16 protein-coding genes are annotated in these 19,434 nt (G+C 59.2%); 8 read left to right on the top strand and 8 right to left on the bottom strand.

All coding sequences use genetic code 11. The annotated features are described in order from the left end of the window. Positions 1 to 237: 237 nt before the first annotated feature. The 4 genes from fixL (at position 238) to AXG89_RS11395 (ending at position 6,870) form a co-directional block, all read left to right on the top strand. Entirely contained in the window at positions 238 to 2,766 is a 2,529-nt protein-coding gene (gene fixL, locus AXG89_RS11410; RefSeq protein WP_061999045.1) for an oxygen sensor histidine kinase FixL, read from the top strand. Then, positions 2,763 to 3,410 carry an oxygen response regulator transcription factor FixJ gene (gene fixJ / locus AXG89_RS11405; protein ID WP_060816916.1) on the top strand — a complete coding sequence of 216 codons (648 nt, stop codon included), beginning with the start codon at positions 2,763 to 2,765 and terminating at the stop codon, positions 3,408 to 3,410. The genes fixL and fixJ overlap by 4 nt, the downstream gene beginning before the upstream one ends. A gap of 277 nt (positions 3,411 to 3,687) precedes the next feature. Continuing rightward, entirely contained in the window at positions 3,688 to 4,551 is an 864-nt protein-coding gene (gene folD / locus AXG89_RS11400; RefSeq protein ID WP_062169743.1) for a bifunctional methylenetetrahydrofolate dehydrogenase/methenyltetrahydrofolate cyclohydrolase FolD, read from the top strand. Positions 4,552 to 4,737: 186 nt separating this feature from the next. After that, a complete protein-coding gene (locus AXG89_RS11395; RefSeq protein WP_061999043.1) occupies positions 4,738 to 6,870 on the top strand; it encodes a M3 family metallopeptidase in 2,133 nt (710 codons plus the stop codon). Positions 6,871 to 6,930: 60 nt separating this feature from the next. Here the strand turns inward: AXG89_RS11395 and AXG89_RS11390 are convergent, their stop codons facing one another. After that, a complete protein-coding gene (locus AXG89_RS11390) occupies positions 6,931 to 8,205 on the bottom strand; it encodes an amidohydrolase family protein (RefSeq protein ID WP_062169742.1) in 1,275 nt (424 codons plus the stop codon). 236 nt (positions 8,206 to 8,441) lie between these two features. On the opposite strand from AXG89_RS11390, the gene AXG89_RS11385 reads away from it, so the two are divergent. From AXG89_RS11385 to xth, 3 genes are read left to right on the top strand one after another with little or no spacing between them, the layout of a single operon-like run. Then, complete coding sequence (locus AXG89_RS11385; protein WP_061999041.1) at positions 8,442 to 8,750, top strand: type II toxin-antitoxin system RelE/ParE family toxin; 309 nt, start codon at positions 8,442 to 8,444, stop codon at positions 8,748 to 8,750. Beyond that, a complete protein-coding gene (locus tag AXG89_RS11380; RefSeq protein ID WP_061999040.1) occupies positions 8,747 to 9,040 on the top strand; it encodes an addiction module antidote protein in 294 nt (97 codons plus the stop codon). The genes AXG89_RS11385 and AXG89_RS11380 overlap by 4 nt, the downstream gene beginning before the upstream one ends. 27 nt (positions 9,041 to 9,067) lie before the next feature. After that, entirely contained in the window at positions 9,068 to 9,844 is a 777-nt protein-coding gene (xth, locus tag AXG89_RS11375) for an exodeoxyribonuclease III (RefSeq protein WP_061999039.1), read from the top strand. 33 nt (positions 9,845 to 9,877) lie between these two features. Here the strand turns inward: xth and ntrC are convergent, their stop codons facing one another. The 3 genes from ntrC to glnA form a co-directional block, all read right to left on the bottom strand. After that, entirely contained in the window at positions 9,878 to 11,377 is a 1,500-nt protein-coding gene (ntrC, locus tag AXG89_RS11370; RefSeq protein WP_061999038.1) for a nitrogen regulation protein NR(I), read from the bottom strand. Positions 11,378 to 11,522: 145 nt separating this feature from the next. Next, positions 11,523 to 12,668 (bottom strand): nitrogen regulation protein NR(II), encoded by a 1,146-nt coding sequence (gene glnL / locus AXG89_RS11365; protein ID WP_061999037.1) that lies wholly within the window; start codon positions 12,666 to 12,668, stop codon positions 11,523 to 11,525. 158 nt (positions 12,669 to 12,826) lie between these two features. Further along, positions 12,827 to 14,242 (bottom strand): type I glutamate--ammonia ligase, encoded by a 1,416-nt coding sequence (gene glnA / locus AXG89_RS11360; RefSeq protein WP_061999036.1) that lies wholly within the window; start codon positions 14,240 to 14,242, stop codon positions 12,827 to 12,829. 364 nt (positions 14,243 to 14,606) lie between these two features. Between glnA and AXG89_RS11355 the strand changes: the two genes are divergently transcribed. Continuing rightward, positions 14,607 to 15,071, top strand: a complete 465-nt coding sequence (locus AXG89_RS11355) for a rhodanese-like domain-containing protein (RefSeq protein WP_061999035.1) — start codon at positions 14,607 to 14,609, stop codon at positions 15,069 to 15,071. 26 nt (positions 15,072 to 15,097) lie between these two features. Here AXG89_RS11355 and AXG89_RS11350 read toward each other — a convergent pair whose 3' ends face one another. From AXG89_RS11350 to AXG89_RS11335, 4 genes are all read right to left on the bottom strand, one after another. Continuing rightward, on the bottom strand, positions 15,098 to 15,910 hold the full coding sequence (locus AXG89_RS11350) for a competence/damage-inducible protein A (protein WP_062169741.1): 813 nt from the start codon (positions 15,908 to 15,910) through the stop codon (positions 15,098 to 15,100). A 15-nt stretch (positions 15,911 to 15,925) separates the two neighbouring features. Further along, the gene (locus tag AXG89_RS11345; RefSeq protein WP_062169740.1) at positions 15,926 to 16,786 is read right to left on the bottom strand and encodes an EI24 domain-containing protein; all 861 of its coding nucleotides are present in this window, start codon (positions 16,784 to 16,786) and stop codon (positions 15,926 to 15,928) included. 245 nt (positions 16,787 to 17,031) lie between these two features. Beyond that, positions 17,032 to 18,057 carry a sterol desaturase family protein gene (locus AXG89_RS11340; RefSeq protein WP_062169739.1) on the bottom strand — a complete coding sequence of 342 codons (1,026 nt, stop codon included), beginning with the start codon at positions 18,055 to 18,057 and terminating at the stop codon, positions 17,032 to 17,034. 82 nt (positions 18,058 to 18,139) lie between these two features. Further along, positions 18,140 to 19,162: a YVTN family beta-propeller repeat protein gene (locus AXG89_RS11335; RefSeq protein ID WP_062169738.1), complete on the bottom strand. Its 1,023-nt coding sequence runs from the start codon at positions 19,160 to 19,162 to the stop codon at positions 18,140 to 18,142. Positions 19,163 to 19,434 lie beyond the last annotated feature (272 nt).

The raw sequence follows: 19,434 nt of genomic DNA, 5'->3' as shown, positions 1-19,434 counted from the left end.
CAGCCGCGGAAAACAATGGGGACAAGCGCGCGTGCGGCAATTCTAAAGAGGCTATAAACGGTAACGCAAGCAATTTTTCGAATCATGAGAGGCAATCTCATAATGCGGAAAAATGCTGCAACGCACCGTGGGACAAGGACTTTTTGAGAGAGGTTTAGTGTCCTTGCAATCAAATGCCGGGCTTTTGAAGCCTTTTTACGCCTTTTAACAGTCCTTCGCTGCGTTACAATTGCGCGCATGTTGACCGACCGGCTTTTCGCACGCTCGGCCCGCTCGTCGAAGAAACTCAACGACACGGCGCCGACCCGCTGGCACCACGGACCGTGGTGGTCGAACTCGTATTTGCTCACGCCGCTGATATCCATTCTGGTTTTCCTCGTCGTGATGAGCCTCATCTTATGGAGCCTCAACCGGCGCGAGCAGCAGCAGCAAGAGGACACGCTGTATCGAAATGTCGCATGGGCGCAGCAGCAGATCCGGCTTTCCATGACCGGCGCGCAAGAACAGGTCCAGGCGCTCGCACGTGATATCGCGGCCGGCCACGGCGATCCCCAGTCGTTCCAGAGTTCCACGGGCGACATCATGCAGGGGCATCCCGAGATTCTCTACATGAACTGGTACACGGCGCTGCACAAACCGCGCTGGCCAAACACGCCGTTGCCCGTGCTGGGTTCGCGGCTCGCCAAACCCACGGACGCGCAGATGGACGACGCCGTCCAGGCCGCCTTTGACGAAGCCCGCACCACCCGCCGCCAGATTTACTCCCCCCTTATCTACGATGACGTCGGCAACGGCTACATCACGCTGCAGACACCGGTGTATCGCGATCGCGAGTTCCTGGGCTCGATAGCGGCGGTGTTTTCCATCGAAGGGATTCTGAAGCACGACATTCCCTCCGAGCTTTCCGCGAAGTACAAGATTTCCATCACCGATCTCAACAACCGCGAACTCGCCACGACGTCGACCCGGCCACGCTTGCCGCGCGACATGTTCTACGATTTGCCGCTCGATCCGCCGGGACAAGGGGTGTCGGTACGCGTTTATTCGTTCCCGCAACTCACCAATTTCACCAACAACACGCTCGTCTGGCTCGTCGCCGGGTTGTCGTGTTTCGTGTTGTGGAGCTTGTGGAGTCTCTGGAAACACACGCGGCAACGTTTCGAAGCGCAGCAGGCGCTTTACGCCGAAGCATTCTTTCGCCGCGCGATGGAAAACTCGGTGCTGATCGGCATGCGCGTGCTCGACATGCACGGCCGGATCACGCACGTGAACCCGGCGTTTTGCCGCATGACGGGCTGGGACGAAAGCGATCTGGTCGGCAAGGTGGCACCCTTCCCGTACTGGCCGAAAGACGCGTACCCCGAGATGCAGCGGCAACTCGACATGACATTGCGCGGCAAGGCGCCATCGTCCGGATTTGAACTGCGCGTGCGTCGCAAGGACGGTTCGTTCTTCCATGCACGGCTTTACGTGTCGCCGCTGATCGACAGTTCGGGACGCCAGACGGGCTGGATGTCTTCCATGACCGACATCACCGAGCCGCGCCGCGCCCGCGAGGACCTCGCCGCTGCGCACGAGCGCTTCACGACCGTGCTCGAAAGCCTCGACGCCGCCGTGTCCGTGCTAGCCGCCGACGAAGCCGAACTGCTGTTCGCGAACCGCTATTACCGGCATTTGTTCGGCATCCGTCCGGACGGCCATCTCGAACTTGCGGGCGCGGGTTTCGATACGGCCCAGGCGTCGTCCGATTCCATCGATATGGTCGATACCTACGCCGGCCTGCCCGCCACTGCGCTGACCGAAAGTACATCGGACGCGCAGGAAGTGTATGTGGAAGGCATCCAGAAATGGTTCGAAGTACGCCGCCAGTACATCCAGTGGGTGGACGGTCACCTCGCACAGATGCAGATCGCGACCGACATCACCACGCGCAAACAAGCGCAGGAACTCGCCGATCAGCAGGAAGAAAAGCTGCAATTCACCAGCCGCCTGATGACGATGGGCGAGATGGCGTCATCGCTTGCGCATGAACTGAATCAGCCGCTCGCCGCGATCAATAACTACTGTTCGGGTTGCGTCGCGCTCGTGAAATCGGGGCGGATGACGCAGGACGCGCTGCTGCCCGTGCTCGAAAAAACCGCGCAGCAGGCGGTGCGTGCGGGCATGATCATCAAGCGCATCCGCGAATTCGTGAAGCGCAGCGAGCCAAAGCGGCAGCCGACGCGTGTCAGTGACATCGTGGCGGACGCCGTGGGTCTTGCGGAAATCGAAGCACGCAAGCGCAAGATCCGAATACTCACCGAAATCCGTTCGCGCATGCCGGTGATCCATGTGGACCCGGTGCTGATCGAACAAGTGCTCGTGAACTTGCTGAAGAACGCGGCCGAAGCCATGCACGACGCCAAGCCGAACGCCGTCGATCCGGTGATCCGCGTGGTCGTGCAGCGCACCGACGGCGGTTTCGTATGCATCAGCGTGGTCGACCAGGGGCCGGGCGTGGACGAAGCCACCGCCGAGCGCCTGTTCGAGCCGTTCTACAGCACCAAGTCCGACGGCATGGGCATGGGGCTGAATATTTGCCGGTCGATCATCGAATCGCATCGTGGACGGCTTTGGGTGGTGAACAATATCGACACCGCCGGCCAGGTCACGGGCGCGACATTCCATTGCAGTTTGCCAATCGGAGAAGCCGACAGTCCGGGTAATAGCGGGCAGGAGGCTCTCAGCCATCAACCCACACAACAAACTGTTACGGGAGAGCTATGAGCACAGTCACCACTCAGGAAACGGTGTTTGTCGTCGACGACGACGAGGCCGTGCGTGATTCTTTGCGCTGGCTGCTTGAAGCCAATGGCTACCGCGTCTCGTGTTTCGCGAGCGCTGAAGCGTACCTCGATGCTTACCTCCCGATCGCCCATTCCGGCGCGATCTCGTGCCTGATACTCGATGTGCGCATGTCCGGCATGAGCGGTCTCGAGTTGCAGGAAAAGCTGATCGCCGAGAATTCGCTGCTGCCGATCATCTTCGTGACGGGTCACGGCGACGTGCCCATGGCTGTCTCGACCATGAAGAAGGGCGCGATGGATTTCATCGAAAAGCCGTTCGATGAAGCCGAGTTGCGCAAGCTCGTGGAACGCATGCTCGACAAGGCGCGTACCGAAAGCTCGAGCGTGCAGCAGCAGCGTGCTGCGGCCGAGCGGCTGGGCAAACTGACTGCGCGCGAACACCAGGTGCTTGAGCGGATCATCGCGGGGCGCCTGAACAAGCAGATCGCCGATGACCTCGGAATCAGCATCAAGACGGTCGAGGCACATCGGGCGAATATCATGGAGAAGCTTTCCGTGAATACCGTTGCCGACTTGCTGAGGCTCGCGCTTTCCAACAAGCCGCAGACGCAGCAGGCGCAGTAAGGTTTTACCGTTACATCGGCGCGCCGGTTATCAGGCCGGCGGCGCCGGTGTTGCAACTTCGCCGAACGATCGGCTTGCGCGTTCAGCATTCGCTACGAACGCGCCTCAACACCAGCTTTTACCCTTCCCGGCACCTCTCCCCATACAAATCCGCCGAGCCATGGCGGGTATAATTCAAGTCTGACCGCAACGTTACGCCTGTGGAATTCCATCGGCACGACAGCCTCCCGCGCTCTGCGCCCTTCAAGCACCCGGCGGCCTCCCCGCCCAGATTCCTATGACTGCCCAAATCATCGACGGCAACGCCCTCTCCAAGACCATTCGCGCCGATGTCGCTTCACGCGCCGCCGCGTTGACCGCCCGTGGCCAGCAGCCGGGCCTCGCCGTTGTCCTCGTCGGCGAAAATCCGGCCAGTGAAGTCTACGTGCGCAACAAGGTCAAGGCGTGCCAGGACAACGGCCTGCATTCCGTGTTCGATCGTTACCCGTCCACGCTCACGGAAAGCGAATTGCTGACCCGAATCGACGACCTGAACAACGATCCGAACGTCCACGGCATTCTGATCCAGCTGCCGCTGCCGAAACATATCGACAGCCACAAGGTCATCGAAGCAATCGCGCCGGCGAAGGATGTCGACGGTTTCAACGTCGAGAATGCGGGCGCCCTGATGACCGGCAAGCCGTTGTTCCGTCCTTGCACCCCCTATGGCGTGATGAAGATGTTCGAGGCGCACAAAATCGCGCTGGAAGGCGCGAATGCGGTCGTGATCGGGCGCTCGAACATCGTCGGCAAGCCGATGGCCATGCTGCTGCTCGAAGCCGGCGCCACGGTCACCATCACGCACAGCAAGACGCGCGATCTGGCGGCGCTCACGCGCCACGCAGATGTTGTCGTCGCGGCGACGGGCCGGCGCAACATCCTGACCGCGGATATGCTCAAGCCAGGCGCAACGGTAATCGATGTCGGCATGAACCGGGACGAAAACGGCAAACTGTGCGGCGACGTGGACTTTGCGAATGTAAAGGAAGTTGCCGGATTCATTACGCCGGTGCCGGGCGGTGTCGGGCCGATGACAATCACCATGCTGCTGGTGAATACCATCGAAGCTGCGGAACGAACAATGCAGCAGGACCGCGACTGATTCACCGCGCGACGCTCGTGCCTGTCAAGTGCGTGATGCATCAATCGCCGCCGTAGTCAGAAACGATTTGAGAATTGGCCAAGGCGTCCCCACAATAGATTGATCACCGTCAATTCGGCGCGTTACGTTTGTCGGGCGCGCCGTTGTGTTTTTTCTTAAAGATTTTCATCCGAGACCGGGAGAGTCATGTCCAGTTCGACACCATCGAATACCGCGAATCAAGCTCAGTCCCAAGTCCAGGGCAACCCGCTGCTCGACTTCTCCGACCTGCCCCTTTTCAACGATATCAAGCCTGAACACGTCACGCCCGCGCTCGACGTGCTGCTCGCCGACGCAAAAGCCGCGGTCGATCATGCCGCCGCGCCCGAAACACCGGCGACGTGGCATGACATCGTGGAAAGTGTCGAGCGCGCGAGCGAACGGTTGTCACGTGCCTGGGGCGTCATCGGCCACTTGAACGCCGTCGCCGATACCCCCGAATTGCGCGCCGCGCATGCCGAAAATCTGCCGCGCGTGACCGAGTTCTCAGCAAGTGTTGGGCAGAATCTGGCGCTCTACGAGAAATACAAGGCCATCGCCGCGAGCGACGAACACGCAACACTCACAGCCGAGCAGAAGAAGCTGCTCAGCAATGAATTGCGCGGTTTCCGTTTGTCAGGCGCCGAGTTGCCCGAGGACAAGAAACCACGCTTCGCGCGTCTGCAGGAAGAACAGGCGGCGCTGTCGAAGGCATTTTCCGATCACGTGCTCGATGCCACCAATGCGTTTTCGTACATCGTGACGAATGAAAGCGAGCTTGCGGGCTTGCCGGAAGACGTGATCGAGGCTGCGCGCGAAGCCGCGCAGAAAGAAGGCGTCGAAGGCTGGAAGTTCACGCTGCATTTCCCGTCGTATTTCCCGGTCATGCAATACGCCGAACACCGGCCGCTGCGTGAAGCGATGTATCGCGCGTATGTGACGCGGGCGTCCGAGCTCGGCGCGAACTACGGCCGAGGCAAGCCCGAATGGGACAACACGGCGAACGTGGTCGAGCAATTGAAGCTGCGCGACGAAGAAGCGCACGCGCTCGGCTACCAGAATTTCGCCGAGGTTTCCCTCGCGCCGAAGATGGCCGAGTCGCCGGCGCAAGTGGTCTCGTTCCTGGAAGACCTCGCAGTGCGCGCACGTCCGCACGCGGAACAGGACTGGATGGAGTTGCGCGCGTTCGCCGCGACCGAACTCGGCATGCCGGAACTGCAGCCTTGGGATTCGACCTTCGCCGCCGAACGTCTGCGCCAGCAACGCTACTCGTTTTCCGAAAACGAAGTGAAGCAATACTTCCCGCAGGAAGCCGTGTTGAAGGGCTTGTTCAAGGTCACGGAGACCTTGTTCGGCGTTTCGATTCGTCGCGATGAAGCTCCCGTCTGGAACCAGGACGTGCGCTTTTTCCGCGTCGAGAACAAGGACGGCTCGCTGGTCGCGCAGTTCTATCTCGATCTGTACGCGCGCGAAGGCAAGCGTGGCGGCGCATGGATGGACGATGCCCGCTCACGCCGCAAGAGCCAGGATGGCGGCGTGCAGACACCGGTTGCGTACCTGACCTGCAACTTCTCGGCGCCAGTCGGTGGAAAGCCCGCCTGCTTCACACACGACGAAGTCATCACCCTGTTCCACGAATTCGGCCATGGGTTGCATCACATGCTTACGCGCGTCGATGAACTCGGCGTCTCCGGCATCAATGGCGTCGAATGGGACGCGGTCGAGCTGCCGTCGCAATTCATGGAGAACTTCTGCTGGGAATGGGACGTCCTCACCGACATGTCCGGTCACGTCGATACGGGCGCCACGTTGCCGCGCGAACTCTTCGACAAGATGCTGGCAGCCAAGAACTTCCAGAGCGGCCTGGGCACATTGCGCCAGATCGTACTGTCCATGTTCGACATCCAGCTTCACAGCAACTACGATCCGGCAGGCGCTACCAACGTCAACGACTTCGCGCGTGAGATCAACGAGCGTTTCCACGTCGTGCCACAGGCGCCCTTCTCACGCTGGACCAATACCTTCACGCATATTTTCGCGGGCGGGTACGCGGCGGGGTACTACAGCTACAAGTGGGCGGAAGTGTTGTCGGCGGATGCATACGCGGCTTTCGAAGAAGCGGCGAAGCTCGGCGGCGGTTCAGTGCTGGATGCAGAAACGGGTATCCGGTATCGTCGCGAGATTCTCGAGGTTGGCGGAAGCCGGCCGGCAATGGACTCGTTCAAGGCGTTCCGCGGCCGTGAGCCAAATATCGATGCGCTGTTGAGGCATAACGGCATGTCGCCGACCGCTGCGCATTGATTGTTTTTTTGAGTTGATGAAGCGGTCCCTCTCGGGGCCGCTTTTTTTTGGTCAACGGCTTTAGCGGTCCAGCCTGAAATTCACTTCCTCCGGCCGCCCCTCGAGGCTCAACTTCGCCCGCATCGACGGTGAACGGCTGATCACCTTCCCTCGTCGAAGCACAGCCGTGCGTGCCGCCCGTAGTCGAATCGCTTCGACAGGATCACGCGCGTCCAGCACCACGCAATCCGCGTTGTTACCCACGGCAATCCCATATCCTTCGATACCCAGGATCTTCGCCGGTGTCGCAGTCACCGCTTCGAACGCGGCGCGCATTGCGTCGATGCCCGTCATCTGCGCCACGTGCAATCCCATATGCGCCACCTCGAGCATGTCGCCGGAACCGAGGCTGTACCAGGGGTCCATCACGCAGTCGTGGCCAAACGCAACGTCGACGCCCGCCGCCATCAGTTCAGGCACGCGCGTCATGCCGCGACGCTTCGGGTAAGTATCGGCGCGCCCCTGCAGCGTGATGTTGATCAGCGGATTTGCGATTGCGGCCACGCCCGAATCGCGGATCAACGGGATCAGCTTGCTCACGTAGTAGTTGTCCATGGAGTGCATGGAAGTCAAGTGCGAACCGGTCACACGCCCCTGCAACCCCAGCCGATGCGTCTGCGCCGCCAGCGTTTCGATATGCCGCGACATGGGGTCATCGGATTCATCGCAATGCATGTCTACGCGCAAGCCCTTCTCTGCTGCGAACTCGCACAACAGCCGCACAGACTCGGCGCCGTCGGCCATCGTGCGCTCGAAATGCGGAATGCCGCCGACGACGTCGACGCCCATCGATATTGCACGCTTCAAATTCTCGAAAGCGCCTTTGCTGCGCAAGATGCCGTCTTGCGGGAACGCAACGAGTTGCAGGTCGAGATATGGCTTCACTCGACGCTTCACTTCACGCAGCGCTTCCACCGCAAGCAGACGCGGATCGCACACGTCGACATGAGAACGGATCGCGAGCAGACCGCGTGCGACGGCCCAGTCGCAATATTGCATCGCTCGGTCGACCAGCGCCTCTTGCGTGAGCTCAGGCTTCAGTTCACCCCACAATGCGATGCCTTCCAGCAACGTTCCCGACGCGTTCACGCGCGGCAAGCCGTAGGACAGCGTAGCGTCCATGTGGAAATGCGCATCGATGAACGGCGCCGTGACGAGAGCACCCGCAGCGTCGATTTCTTCAGGCGCCGTGGCGTCGAGCCGCGGCTCGATGGCGGCAAAGCGGCCGTCTTTGATGCCGATATCCACAGGATCGCGCGAGTGGGCGAGCGCGGCGCGTCGAATGATCAGGTCCATGGGGCTCGTCCTTTCGCTGAGGTGTTCTGGACATTGTAGCGGGACAGAAAGAAGAATTTCGAGCGTACGGGCCGCGTTAGCCATTCGGTCGACTTCAAGAGCGAGGGCGCGCAGGTCAAAGTAATCCCTGTGATCTGACTGCCACACCCCACTAAACGATATCTTGAATCACTGTATCCAATGAGATACACTCGATGCCAGATATCCCGCTCGACTCTTACTCGGGATTCACGTGCATGACCAACACCATCAATCAAACGCGTGAATTTTCAGGTTGGCTGTTGAGCGTAAAAGACCTGAGCGCACGTGCCACGATCCTGGTCCGGATCAAGCGCGCAGCGAAGGGTAATTTTGGCGATTGCCACGATGTTGGCGAAAGCGTCTGGGAAATGCGGATCCACACCGGCGCGGGGTATCGTGTTTACTATGTGCGCGACGGCCTGAGCGTCTATCTCTTGTTAGCAGGCGGCTGCAAGCAAGGGCAAGTAGCGGATATCGCCCGAGCGAAGGCCATGTGGCAGCGAATCAGACAGGAACGGAAATGAACTCCACTCAAATTTCAGCATTCGACGCATCCGACTATCTCGACAGCGAAGAGGCCATCGCAGCTTATCTGAATGAAGCGCTTGCTTCGGGCGACTCGGATATTCTGCTCTCGGCGCTTGCCGACGTCGTAAAGGCACGCGGCATGTCGAAGGTCGCCTCCGACGCCGGCGTGCAGCGCGAAAGCCTTTACAAGTCGCTCTCCGAAGGCGCGAAACCCCGGTTCGAAACCATCCAGAAAGTAGCGGCCGCGCTGGGCGTCAAACTCGTCGCCGTGCCGCTGCATCACTGATCAGAGTCAAACCCAAACATTTACTTCATGAAAATTGCCACTTGGAACGTCAACTCCCTCAAAGTCCGCCAGCAGCACGTTATCGACTGGCTGGCAACGAGCGGCGTCGATGTGCTGTGCCTGCAGGAACTCAAACTCACTGACGACAAATTTCCCGTGGCCGAACTCGAAGCCGCTGGCTACAAGAGCTGGTACGCAGGCCAGAAGACCTACAACGGCGTCGGTATTCTGGTGCGCAGCAGTTTGAGCGTCGATGAAACCACGATCGTGCGCAACATCCCCGCGTTCGAGGATCCGCAACAACGCGTGATTGCCCTGACGGTCGAAGGCGTCCGGATCATCTCGGCCTATTTTCCGAATGGACAAGCGCCCGGCACCGAAAAGTTCGCATACAAGATGCGTTGGCTGGAAGCGCTGCGCGACTGGATAGAAGTTGAAATGAAAACCTATCCGCAACTGGCGCTGCTCGGCGACTACAACATCGCGCCGGAAGACCGCGACGTTCACGATCCAAAAGCATGGGAAGGCCAGAACCTCGTTTCGCCCGATGAGCGTGCGCACTTCGTGCAACTTATCGACCTCGGTCTCACCGATACTTTCCGCAAATTCGAGCAGCCGGAGAAACTATTCACTTGGTGGGATTATCGGATGCTCGGATTCCGCCGTAACGCGGGGTTGCGCATCGATCACATTCTGGCGACGGCGGAACTCGCCGCACGCTGCACTGCATGCGAAGTCGACAAGGTGCCGAGAAAGTGGGAACAGCCGTCGGATCACGCACCGGTTATCGCGACCATTGATTGAATGAAGCGGGGACGAAATCGTCCCCGCTTCACGTCACGCGTCCAGATGCAGTTCCTGGATCTTGCGTGTGATCGTATTGCGGCCAATGCCCAGGCGCTCAGCCGCTTCCACCTTGCGGCCACGCGTGAAATCGAGGGCCTCGCGAATCACCGCGGCTTCAAACCGTCGAGCGAGTTCGTCCATGACATCGGCGGTATTTTCGCGCAACAGTCGCGCGACCTCAGTACGCAAGCCGTTTTCCCAGATGCTCGCGGCAATGCCGGCCGGTGCAGCGCCGAGTGCAACCGGCGCGCCATTCGGACCACTCGCCAAACCCGAGCTCGTTCCGCCCTCCACCGCCGACGCTGTGAGCGCCGTACTCTCGCCGGCATATTCCTGAGTCGGCGTGAGATCGGGCGGCAGATCCTTGCGCTCGATGGTCTGCGCCGGCGCCATCACGGTCAGCCAGTTGCAGAGGTTCTCAAGCTGCCGTACGTTGCCCGGAAACGGCAGCGACGCAAGGAACGCCAGCGCATCTTCAGACACGCGCTTGGGTTCCACACCGAGGTCGCGCGCACTCTTTTGCAGGAAATGGCGGGTGAGCAGCGGAATGTCCTCGCTACGTTCGCGCATCGCGGGAAGCCTCAAACGGATGACGTTCAGCCGGTGATACAAGTCCTCGCGAAACAAGCCCTGGCGTACACGAGACTCAAGGTTCTGATGAGTGGCCGCGATCACACGAACATTCGCCTTCAACGGGTTGTGCCCGCCTACGCGATAAAACTGGCCGTCGGATAACACGCGCAACAGACGTGTCTGAAGATCGAACGGCATGTCGCCGATTTCATCAAGGAACAGCGTGCCGTTTTCCGCCTGCTCGAAGCGCCCCTGACGCATGGCCTGCGCGCCCGTGAACGCGCCACGTTCGTGACCGAACAACTCGGACTCGAGCAGGTCCTTCGGAATCGCCGCGGTGTTCAGCGCGATGAAGGGCCCGTTCGCGCGCGGGCTATGGCGGTGCAGCGCGCGGGCGACAAGCTCCTTTCCGGTGCCTGATTCGCCCGTGATGAGCACGGTGGCGGCGGAATGTGACAGACGGCCGATCGCGCGAAACATGTCCTGCATCGCCGGAGCCTGGCCCAGCATCTCGGGCGTTTCGGTGACGCTGTTGTCGTAGGCGGCTTCGCCGCGCATGCTTTCATCGACCGCGCGGCGGATGAGTTCGACCGCCTTGTCCACGTCGAACGGCTTGGCGAGATACTCGAACGCGCCACCCTGGAACGCGGCGACGGCGCTGTCGAGATCGGAGAACGCCGTCATGATGATGACCGGCAGACCGGGCAGCTTGTCGCGCACCGTTTGCAGCAATTCGAGGCCCGAGCCACCCGGCATGCGAATGTCGGACACGAGCACTTGCGGGCTTTCCTGTTCGAGTGCGGTCAGCGCGTCGCGGACGCCGGAAAAACTGCGCGTCGCGAAGTTCTCTCTTGCGAGGGCTTTTTCAAGCACCCAGCGGATGGATTGGTCATCGTCTACTATCCAGATCGGCTTCATATAGTTCGGCGAGATGTCTTCGTGTGGTTCGGTTTAAGCCCGTCGAAACGGTCAGGCGCATGAGCGCTTTTCAAGATATCGATGAACCCTCGTGATTGATCGTTGAATGACTGCCGCGATTGCGTTGGTTGCCGGGCGAGGCCGTTCATCCTTCGAACGGCAACAGGATCGTGAATTCGGTGCAGCCTGGCTTGCTTTCCACTTCGATCAACCCGTCGTGTTGCTGCACGAAAGTTTGCGCAAGCGTGAGGCCAAGTCCGCTGCCGTCTTCTCGCCCTGATACGAGCGGATAAAAGATCCGGTCGCGTATCTCTTCCGGGATGCCCGGACCGTTGTCAGTGATATGCAAGTCCAGTGCCAGTTTGTGTAAGCGTTTGCCGATTGTCACCTTGCGCGCGATGCGTGTGCGCAATTCGATACGTGCATCGCCTTGCGAAATCCGTTCGCGCAGCGCTTCTGCCGCGTTTCGAACGATGTTGAGCAGCGCCTGGATAAGCTGCTCCTTGTCGCCGCGCAGGTCGGGCACGCTCACGTCGTAATCGCGGTCGAGCGTGAGGCCACGCGGAAACTCCGCGAGAATCACAGCGCGCACGCGCTCGCACACCTCATGGATATTCACATCGCCCACGATATGCGGATGCCGGTGCGGTTCAAGCAACCGGTCGACCAATGTCTGCAGCCGGTCCGATTCCTTGATGATCACTTGCGTGTATTCGCGCAGTTCATCGCGCTCACGCGCGCCGAGTTCGAACTCCAGCAGTTGTGCAGCGCCTCGAATACCGCCAAGCGGATTCTTGATTTCGTGCGCGAGATTGCGGATCAGTTGCTTGTTGACCGCGGTCAGATCGTGAATACGTTCTTCGCGGTCGGTCTTCAGGTGCCGCTCGTTCTCGAAGAGTTCGAGCAGCACGTAATTGGGCGCCACTTCCAGATAAGCGACGATCGCATGAACATGCAGCGGCTCGCGACCGGGGCGTTCGAGCACGGCATCGAGATGGGTCGCGTTAAACCTGTGATCGGCAATGGACGCAATGGTCGTCACCAGCTCGTCTGCGTTGGCGAACAATTCGGGCCACGCAGTTTGAGCCAGTTGCCTGCGCGAGCGTTCCAGCATGGCTTCCGCCGACGGATTCGCAAATGCGATCTTCAGCGTCGACTTGTCCAGCACGAGCACGACCGTGGGCAACGCTTCCATGCCCGGCAGCAGATTGGTGGCGACGAGCGTCGCGTCGTCGGACAGCGAATTGTCGGGAGGACTCTTTCTCGCCTTGATGAGATTCTTGAGAACCATCGTGCAGTGAGACCCGGTCTTGAAACTGGTGAGACGAAGATCCGGCGATTAAAAAAGGGACGGCGCGCCGTCCCTTTTCCGTTCACCTGACACTTCTGCTTCGCATCGAGCGGCATGCTTTTCCGACTACCGGAAACTGAAGCACGCGCGCCATCCGCTTACAGCGAGTAGTACATCTCGAATTCGATCGGATGCACAGCCTGGCGATAGCGCTGCAATTCCGTCGTCTTCAATTCGATATACGCGTCGAGCATCGAATCCGTGAACACGCCACCGACCGTCAGGAACTCGCGGTCAGCGTCGAGTGCGTCGAGCGCCTGATCCAGGCCGGCACACACGGTCGGAATCTTTGCATCTTCTTCCGGCGGCAGGTCATACAGGTTCTTGTCTGCTGCTTCGCCCGGATGGATCTTGTTCTGCACGCCGTCGAGACCGGCCATCATCAGCGCCGAGAAACACAGGTACGGGTTTGCCATCGGATCCGGGAAACGCGTTTCGATACGGCGGCCCTTCGGATTCGACACGTGCGGAATGCGGATCGATGCCGAACGGTTCTTGGCCGAGTAAGCGAGCTTCACCGGTGCTTCGAAGTGCGGCACGAGACGCTTGTACGAGTTCGTCGACGGGTTCGTGATCGCGTTCAGCGCGCGAGCATGCTTGATGATCCCGCCGATGTAGAACAGCGCGAATTCCGACAGACCCGCATAACCGTCGCCGGCGAACAGGTTCTTGCCGTCCTTCCAGATCGACTGGTGAACGTGCATGCCCGAACCGTTGTCGCCAACGATCGGCTTCGGCATGAACGTTGCCGTCTTGCCGTACGTGTGCGCCACGTTCTGTACGATGTACTTCAGTTGTTGCGTCCAGTCAGCGCGCTGAACCAGCGTCGAGAACTTCGTGCCGATTTCGTTCTGGCCTTGACCCGCTACTTCATGGTGATGCACTTCGACCGGGATGCCGATTTGCTCGAGCAACAGGCACATTTCCGAACGGATGTCCTGGAACGTGTCGACCGGCGCAACCGGGAAGTAACCGCCCTTCGTGCCGGGACGGTGACCAGTGTTGCCGCCTTCGAATTCCATCGACGACGACCACGGCGCCTCTTCCGAACCCACCTTGACGAAGCAGCCCGACTGGTCTGCACTCCAGCGCACCGAGTCGAAAATGAAGAATTCCGGCTCCGGACCGAAGAACGCTGCGTCGCCGAGACCCGAGCTCTTCAGGTAGGCTTCAGCGCGTTTTGCCAGCGAACGCGGGTCGCGTTCATAGCCCTTGCCGTCCGACGGTTCCACGACGTCGCACGACATCACGAGCGTCGACTCTTCATAAAACGGGTCGATAAACGCAGTGTCCGCATCCGGGATCAGCAGCATGTCCGACGCTTCGATGCCCTTCCATCCGGCGATAGACGAACCGTCGAAAGCGTGGCCGCTTTCAAATTTGTCTTCGTCGAATGCCGAGACCGGCACCGAAACGTGTTGCTCTTTACCGCGCGTGTCGGTGAAACGGAAGTCGACAAACTTGACGTCCTCGTCCTTGACGAGTTGCATGACGTCGGCCACGGATTTGCTCATTACCTATCTCCTGATTAACAAAATCGACGAAACTTTATTCGCCGCCTAACCGATTCGAAACCATCGGCATAGTCAAAAGCAGCTTCCATGCCAACTGCACCATTATTGCGCTAAGCAGTTGAAGCTGCGCGCTTTTTCGGGGAAGCCGCACACACTTGAAAACTTCGCATCTACTGCAGCAAACCCCAAATGCACTTTTTTAGTGCATAGAGGCCAGCAACTCATAACGTTAGCACTGATTCAGGGCGATTCACACTCTGCGCACCTTTTTGATGCGCGTCCATAGTCTTACGTTGCGCGCTTTGATACCACCATCGGCACGCTAGAATGCCTCATTAAAATGTCCGATTGGAGACCTTCGTTCATGAGCACGCTCGAACAGTTGTATTCCCAGGGTACAGGCCGCGCTGCTGAGAATCAGCTTTCCTACGCCGGCGCTATTCTTCCGGCGGAAGCCTTTGAGCTTCTGCAACTCGATCCTTCTGTGCGCCTTGTCGACGTCCGCACGCGCGCTGAACTGGATTGGGTCGGTCGTCCTGCCATCGATACTGCGCAGTACACGCACATCGAATGGATCCAATACCCGGGGTCCGTTCCAAACGCGGCCTTCATCGAGCAATTACGCGAGGTCGCCGCGCCTGATACACCGATCCTGTTTCTCTGCCGCAGCGCTGCACGCTCAAAGCTTGCGGCCGTAGCGGCAGAAAAGGCAGGCTTCACAAAAGCCTTCGACCTGCTAGAAGGCTTTGAAGGCGACAAGGACGCCCAAGGTCACCGCAAGACCATTTCGGGATGGTGCTTTCGCGGCCTGCCCTGGCTTGGCGCATGAATCGTTGAGCCAGCGCCGGCTCAGCCTTAGTGGCCCGCGCCCGGCTCGACTTCGACTATCTCGCCGCCTAGCGCAGTCACGCCCTCGCGCAGCCGTTCGAACGCCGCATTGGCCGCCTCCGGCTCACCCTTCACGCCGAGATCGATATGGGCGCGCCCGAACACTTCACCGCGCGAGGCATCCCCGACGCTCGGCAAGCTGAAAACGCGCACGCCCGCAAAATCGTTTTCAATGGATTCCATGAGCGGCGTAATGCGCGATTCAGGCAAGCCAAATACGAACAGCGACCGCTCGACATATGGCGTCGCGTGATGCAAATCGGTGTATTTGGTATCGAGCACCCATTCGATCATCGGCCACGCCATGACCGGAAATCCCGGCACGAAATGAACGTCGCCGACCGAAAATCCGGGAATGCGGTTGTAGCTGTTGGGAATGATGCTCGCTCCCATCGGAAACGTTCCCATGTTCAACCGGTGCAGGTTGTCCGGTGCGTTCAGGTCGGCGGGTTTGTCGCCCGCCGTTTCGCGGATGCGCGCGCGAATCAGCTCGGCCGCTTCCGGATGCAATTCAAGCGGCACGCCCAGTGCCGCCGCCGCGCACTGGCGCGTGTGATCGTCGGGCGTGGCGCCGATACCCCCGGTCGAGAACACAACGTCGCCCGATGCAAACGCCCGCTTGAGCGTGGCTGTAATCCGCTCACGGTCATCGCCTATATATTCGGCCCAATCCAGCGCCAGACCGCGCGCCGACAAAAATTCGATAACTTTTGGCAGATGCTTGTCGGACCTTCGGCCGGACAAGATTTCGTCACCAACGATGATCACGCCAAAGCCCATGAATGCTCCCTGATCTTAGTAATTAGCCGGAGTGTGCAACTCGGCAGCCGCGCCATGATCGCTCAGCGCAGGCGCTGTAGCGGTTTCGATGCGCAAGCGCTCGAGCGCATGCAAGCAATAATGTGCAAACCAGAGCGCCGAAAAAACCAGAATAAATGCGTAAATCCAGATGGTCGCCGCGGCGACGATCGGGAACAACGGCAGCAGCCATACTGACCACGCCCACAACATCGTCGGCAGAGACCCCAGCAAACCGCTGACCACACCAATACCAAACAGCGGCCAACGCGAGCGGCGCACGATCGTGCGCCGCTCGTCTGCGCTGGCGTGCATCGCGAGCGCGTCATAAGTCATCACCCGGTACGTCAGCCAACCCCACAGCACGGGCGGAATGATTGCGAAAAACGGCGGAATCAGCCATAGCGGCAGCGTGACGACCAACAGCACGAGGCACACGACGGTAGTGACGACCGAATGCCCGAGACTGCCGTACCACGATCCGCCCCGCCGCATCTCAAGCGATGCGTACTGGCGCCGTGTCAGCAGCTTGATCACGGACGGCATTGAAAGCGTCGCGATGAGCAGCAGAATGGTCACCACGATCAACGGGATTGCCATGATCACGATGAAAAACGGCGCGATCACGGCATGCAGCGATGAGAACCCGACAGAATCGAAGAGTCGGTACATAGCCGATGTAAATGCCCAGCCGTCGAGCCAGTCACGCGCGGCGCCCGTCAGCGTTTGCCAGAAAAACCACAAGACAGCGCCCCATGCGACCGTCGCCACGGCGAAGGGCATGAACGTCAGCCAGAGCATCCTCGGATGAAACGCGTTCGCGAAAGCACGCACGAACGAACGCAGCAAGTCATTCATGCGGAGATCGTTTGAGAGAGGGAAAGAAGCTAGGATAAACCAGAGCGCGCATTGCGCGCTGCTCGTCCGGATGGCTAACGCCGGCGTTGCAAAAAACATCGCCGGTTGCAGGCCGACAACACAAATTCAAGCTGCGCGAGAGCGAACTGCCTGCGCCGTGCACCGGTCAGTCCCAAAGAGAGCAACGCCGTGTCAGACTGCAAAAAATTGCGAAAACAGCAAAAAGCTCTCTAGAGAACGGCCCGCTAAACCGCTGTGGCGTCAGAGTCGGACCCGGGCGCGCGCATTGCCCGGTGGGATGCTATGCGTTCTCCGATCCGTTTGAACGCCAGCCAGTGCTGCGCAATGAAACCGTCCCCGTAATTGCGTCCCGGTGCGTCCGGACTGGCCAGTTGATCCCGGATACCGGTCGGCTCGAGCTCGCGATTCCACGACACGCTCCTGAACATCATGTCCCACCACGGCAGCAGCACGCCGAAGTTGCATCCGTACGCCGTACCTTCGTGGCCATATCCGATCGCGTGATGCCGTCTGTGAAACGAAGGGCTGACCAGCAGACGTTCGCCCAACCAGCCGAAATACACGCGGATATTGGCGTGCTGAATACTTTGCATGAGATTGGTGATCGCGACGAGCACGACGAATTGCGAAGGCGGCACGCCAATCACCAGCGCGATGGCAGCAAAGAAACCCGCTTGCATGATGTCGTCGAGCAAATGGTTCCGGTCGTCGGTCCAAAGCGACATTTTTTGCTGGCTGTGATGAACCGCGTGCAGCTCCCACCAGATACCGATTCGATGTTCCATCCGGTGATACCAATAGCCGGCAAAATCAAGCACGACCAGATAGATTGCGAATGCAACGATGGGTTCAGAGGTGACACCCGGCCAAAGATTGTCGAGCTGGAGGTTCGCTATATTGTGAATCCGCAGCCAGCTTTGAAAACTGTCGAAGAACGGCTGGAAGGTAAAGAAAAAGAACACGTTCAGAATGCCAAGCTTGACGATCCACGTATAGAGTGCGTCTACGCGCACGCCTTTCCTGTTTTCCCATTTCTCCGCCGGACGGAGCGCCTCCAGCGGTCTGAGGATCGCGTACATGACAAGCACTTCGAACACACCCACGATCACCCAATAGAGCGCGTCGTACGTGTCTTCGTCATAGCCCATCAAGCCGACCTTGAACAGGAGCGGCTGCACGACATCGATGTACAGGGATGTCTGAATTGTCGAGACAACCGTGTCGAGCACGGAAATGATGGATTGAAACATGAAACTCCGTAACCGTTACCAGGCGCTGCCGGCACAGCATCGCCCTTCAACCTCAACGTGACTCGCGACCCAGCCCCTCGCCTCAGCCGCCGTTCGGGCCAAACACCGGCGCCCGGTCGTAAAAATAGATGCCATGCGGCGAACGGCCCACAGCGATTGTCTGTATGAGCTTGCGATTTGTCAGATCAATGATTCCGACTTTCTTCGCGAACCGGAACGTTACCCAAAGATAGCGTTTGTCAGCGGAAAGTTCCATATCGTCCGGACCGGGAAGCAGACCGGTGATGTCGCCGACATTTGTGAGCGAATCCTGGTCAATGACGCTAATTGTGCTCGCGACGCGATTTGACACCACGACATGCTTGCCGTCCGCCAGCGAGCGGAAGTTATGCGCGCCGTTCCCGGTCTTGATTGTCTTGACGATCTTCTGGTTACGCCAATCCACCACGGCGACGTAATCCGCGCCTGTCATGCCAACCAGCATGTACTTGTCGTTCGGCGTCATCCAGAGACCGGCGGGCACCGGCCCCACCTTCATCTTCCATTTCACGGTCTGCGTTGCCAGATCAATAGCTGCGATCTCGCCGGATACCTGTAGCGAAATGAACGCAGTCTTGCTGTCGTTCGTGAACGCGATATGGCTCGGCATGACCGCGAGCGGGATGCGCTTTGCGATCGAAATATTCTTGCCGTCATAGCGGTAGATGTCCAGCCGGTCGAGCCGCAAGCCGGTTGACACAAACCACTTGTTGTCCGGCGAAAAACCGACCTGATACGGGTCCTCGATATTTTCGACCCAGCGCTGAGGCTTGCCTGTTTTCGGGTCCACGAACATCAGGTTGTTCGACACCGAGTTCGCCACGATCAGCGACGAATTGTCCGGTGTTGCCATCAAATGATGCGGCTCCTTGCCGGTCGGAATGGTGGCCACGACCTGGCGAGTTGCTTCGTCGATGAGACTGAGCGTGGCTTCGCCTGAATTCAGCACGATCACGTTGTTGGCGTAGGCCGGCGCGGTGACGGAAAACACCGAGAGCAATGCCGCAGTGACTGCAGTCGCGCGGGAGAAACGAGTACGAAGGCGAGTACGAAGAAAATTGCGCATGAAAACTCAAGTCAGAAATCAGTCGACATTGTAGAACGTTTGCGCTTTTGAGAGGTTGAGCGGACGCAGGTTTTCCACGTTTTGTTGGCAATACCGCGCAAACGCCGGCGCGGTCACGTGCAAAGTTCGATGCCGCAAAAAACATCACCAGTCCACCGGCTCGACAACTGCCCCGAAGAGAAGCAGCCAAGCAACAGTGGAAAACGACGACGAAAATCTACCAGACATCACAAATTTTCACACTTAAATCACTTAGTTTGCAATACGAACCA

It is taken from the genome of Burkholderia sp. PAMC 26561, assembly GCF_001557535.2.
Lineage (GTDB): Bacteria > Pseudomonadota > Gammaproteobacteria > Burkholderiales > Burkholderiaceae > Caballeronia.
Note: the sequence above shows the minus strand (reverse complement) of the source record. Positions and strands in the feature narration are given on the sequence as shown.